Source organism: Nitratidesulfovibrio liaohensis (genome assembly GCF_011682075.1).
Taxonomy (GTDB): domain Bacteria; phylum Desulfobacterota; class Desulfovibrionia; order Desulfovibrionales; family Desulfovibrionaceae; genus Cupidesulfovibrio; species Cupidesulfovibrio liaohensis.
Genome location: NZ_VSMK01000294.1, coordinates 1 through 3,521, shown reverse-complemented (window position 1 = coordinate 3,521; position 3,521 = coordinate 1). Strand labels below are relative to the sequence as shown.

Below are 3,521 nucleotides of genomic sequence, written 5' to 3'. Positions count from 1 at the left end.
CGCGCCCGCCTTGCCGGTGACGGCGGCCACGGCCAGCAGCGCGGCGAACGCGCCAAAGGCCAGAATCTCGCGGCTCAGCCAGGCCTTTTCCAGATGGGCCAGGGTGCGCACCGCCCCTTCCGGGTGCCCCAGGTGGAACAGCGAGGCCAGCAGGGCCACGCCCATGACGATGGTGGCGGTCAGCCATTCCGCGCGGTTTCCGGGCGCGTTGCCGCCCGTGCCCGCTGTGCCCGCTATGGTAGGCGTGGTCGCGCAGGCTCCGCCCGCGCAGCCGCACGAGCGAACTGCCAGCAGCAGGGCCATGCCCACGGCGGCCTGCGACAGCACGGTGAACAGCACCAGGGGAAGTTCGATGTTCTGCATGGCTACCTCCTCACCACGCGGGGTGTTCTGGGCATGATGAAGCGGGTGGACGGATTGACCTGCGGCATTTGCGGATACCCTGCCGGGTACTGCACGGCATTGGCGGCGTCAGCCGTGGACAGGGCGGCGATGTCCACCAGCCGTAGCGCCCGGACCGGGCAGCTCTGCACGCAGGCGGGCTGCTCACCGGCGTCCAGCCGTTCGTGGCACAGGCTGCACTTTTCCGCCTTCTTCAGCACCGGGTTGTAGCGCGGCGCGCCGTAGGGACAGGAGCGGATGCAGTTGCCACAGCCGATGCAGCGGTCCTGATGGTGCACCACCACGCCGTCCTCGCGTTTTTCATAGGCCTTTACCGGGCAGGCGTTGAGGCAGGCGGGGTTTTCACAGTGATTGCAGGCCAACGAATAGAAGGCCCGCTCGCGGTGGGGGTAGATGGCCTCGTCCAGCGGGTACAGCTGCCGCCAGACCACGCCGGTTTCCTGATGATAGTAGTTCTTGCAGGCCATGGCGCAGGTGAAACAACCGATGCAGCGCTCCACGTCCACCAGAAACGCGCGTTGCCGGGGAAGGGATGTCTTTTGTGTGGTCATGGTCCGCCTCCTATGCTCTCGCCACGTCGGCGAACTGGTCGTGAATGGCCACGCCGGGCGCGCCGGTCTTGTAGGCACCCATGTCCGCCGATTCGTCGTCCACAAGGTTCTGCACGTTGAAGTTCAGCTTGCGGAACCACGCCTCGTACATCAGCAGGCAGTCGCCGGGCACCGTGTCGGTGATCTTGGCGCGCAGCTTCACCTCGCCGGTGGGGTTGAACACCCGCACCGTGTCAAGGTCGGCGATGCCCTTGGCCTTGGCCAGCGCGGGGTTCAGGTAGACGAAGGGTTCAGTCTGGAATTCCTCCATCCAGTCCAGGTTGGCGAACTGCGAATGGATGGCGAACTTGCTGTGCGGGGTCAGCAGGCGGTAGGGGGCGTAGGGTTTGCGGCCTTCCTTGTATTCCGGCAGGGCCTTGTGCCCGTGGCTGGCGCACAGGTCGGACCGGAACTCGTACTTGCCCGACGGCGTCTTGAACTTGCGGTCGCTCCACGAGGCGGACGACGGCATCTTCGCCTTGGCCGGGCCCTTGCGCAGGTCCTGCCAGTGGTTGATGCCCAGCAATTCATACACGCCCTTGTTGAATTCCTTCTCCATCCATTCCCTGGTGTCGATATCTTGCGGATAGGTGCATGAGCCGGGCGACAGGCGGTTCATGTGCTTTGAAAGCAGCGCCGCGATCTCGATGTTCGACTTGGCCTCGTGCATGGGGGCGATGGCCTGTTCGTTCAGCGATACCCAGTAGTGCCAGTAGGATGCGTTGACGGTCCATTCCTCGAACAGGGTGGTCACCGGCAGCACGATGTCGGAATGACGCACCGTTTCGGTGAAGAACTGTTCGACGCTGACCACCATTTCCAGCTTGTTGAAGGCCTTTTCCAGCTTGTTGCGGTCGAAGTCCTGCGCGAAGGGGTTCTTGCACGACGACCACAGCACGCGCACCGGCGGGTTCTGGGCGTCCAGCAGTTCCTGGGCGGTCTTGTTGATGTTCAGGGCGCGGTCGGTGTAGGCGGCGGCCGCCGCTGCTCCGGCGGTGACGTCGAATTCGCCCTTGGGACCCGCCTTGCCCACGAAGCCGATGGACCCCGCCGGGGCCTTCTGGATCATGGCGTGGTAGTTGAATCCCCATGTTTGCAGGTGGCCGTAGCGCGCGCCGCCGCCCACCTTGCCCACGTTGCCGGTCATGGCCACCAGCGCGTCGATGGCGCGCACGGCGGCCCCGCCGTTGACGTGGCGCTGCATGCCGTAGCCGATCCAGATGGTGGCGGGCTTGGCGGTGGCGAATTCTTCGGCCACGCGGCGGATCTCGTCGGCGGGAATGCCGGACTTTTCCGCCGCCCATTCCACGGTGACGTTCTGGCGCAGATAGGCGGCGAATTCCTCGAAGCCCACGGCGTTGCTGGTCACGAAATCGCGGTCCACCAGCCCCAGGTCAAGCACGTGCCGGGCCATGCCAAGCGCCAGTGCGCCGTCGCTGCCGGTTTCCGGCTGCCAGGCCACGTCGCCCTTGGCGGCGGTCTGGGTCAGCACCGGGTCGATGACCACGATCTTGGCCCCCCGGTCACGGGCGGCGTAGACGTACTTCATGGAATGCACGGAACACCACGCCGGGTTGGCCCCCCAGATGATGACGTAGCGCGATTTTTCCATGTCTTCAGGGTCGTTGCACCACATGTCGCCCAGGTCGTAGTTCTGGGCGTCTATGCCGGCGGGCCAGCAGGGCGTGCCCACCAGGCGGGTGGTGTAACCCAGCGAGGACATCATGCCCTCGACCCCGTAGTTGGTAATGCCGAAGTTGCCGGAATACTTGGTAAGGGCAAGGCCCAGCAGGTTGCCGTCCTTTTCCTTGATCTCCAGCAGCTTGCGGGCGATGCGTTCCATGGCTTCGTCCCAGGATACGCGCCGCCAGTTGCCGCTGCCGCGTCCGTCCTGGACCATGGGGTACTTGATGCGGTCGGGGCTGTAGACGCGGCGGGGGTAGGCATAGCCCTTCACGCACAGCCCGCCCGCCGTGTAGGTGGATTCCGGCGCGCCTTCCACGAACTTGACCACCCCGTCCCTGACGTAGGTGACGATGCTGCACGTGTCGTAACAGTTGCGCGGGCAGGCGTTGCGGAAGATCTGGAAATCCGCCTTGTTGAAGGGCGCGGCGGACGCGTTGCGGGGCATGAGCAGCCCGCAGGGCAGCGTGGCCAGCGCGCCGGATGCGATGAGCCCCTTGAGGAAGCTGCGCCTGCTCATGGAGCAGGATGGCCCCCCGCGCGAGGGGGTGCCATCGGGGCCGCTGAGGCCGCTGGGGCCAGTCGGGCCGTTCGTTATGGACATGATGACCTCCGTGGGTTTCATGATCTGCGAAAATCGGTACCGGTGCGTCGGCTACAGGGGGAGCGCCGGTGCACCGGCGGTTGCTTCCGGGGTGTGACGGCGCGCGCAGGCCGCAGCCGCATCTTCATGCCAGCAGAGCAGCAGGGCCAAGGCACGGGCGATGGCCGGGGGCACGCCGGGTTCGGCCAGGGCGCGCTGCACGAAGCGGGGCACCCACGCCCCCATGTGTTCCGCCACCAGCC

3 protein-coding genes and 1 pseudogene are annotated in these 3,521 nt (G+C 65.9%); all 4 read right to left on the bottom strand.

Annotated elements, in window-relative coordinates; translation table 11 throughout:
• Positions 1–363 (bottom strand): DmsC/YnfH family molybdoenzyme membrane anchor subunit (locus FVW27_RS10580; RefSeq protein WP_167124976.1); only part of this gene is annotated, 363 nt, incomplete at its 3' end.
• A gap of 2 nt (positions 364–365) precedes the next feature.
• A complete protein-coding gene (locus FVW27_RS10575; RefSeq protein ID WP_167124974.1) occupies positions 366–953 on the bottom strand; it encodes a 4Fe-4S dicluster domain-containing protein in 588 nt (195 codons plus the stop codon).
• 10 nt (positions 954–963) lie between these two features.
• Positions 964–3,195 carry a molybdopterin-dependent oxidoreductase gene (locus FVW27_RS10570; protein ID WP_167124978.1) on the bottom strand — a complete coding sequence of 744 codons (2,232 nt, stop codon included), beginning with the start codon at positions 3,193–3,195 and terminating at the stop codon, positions 964–966.
• Positions 3,196–3,330: 135 nt separating this feature from the next.
• A pseudogene (locus FVW27_RS10565) lies at positions 3,331–3,521 on the bottom strand (molecular chaperone TorD family protein); the annotation flags it as partial.

Excerpts from the sequence above, each read along its gene's own strand:
- FVW27_RS10570 (WP_167124978.1), bottom strand. The coding sequence starts at position 3,195 with ATGAGCAGGCGCAGCTTCCTCAAGGGGCTCATCGCATCCGGCGCGCTG.
- FVW27_RS10575 (WP_167124974.1), bottom strand. The coding sequence starts at position 953 with ATGACCACACAAAAGACATCCCTTCCCCGGCAACGCGCGTTTCTGGTG.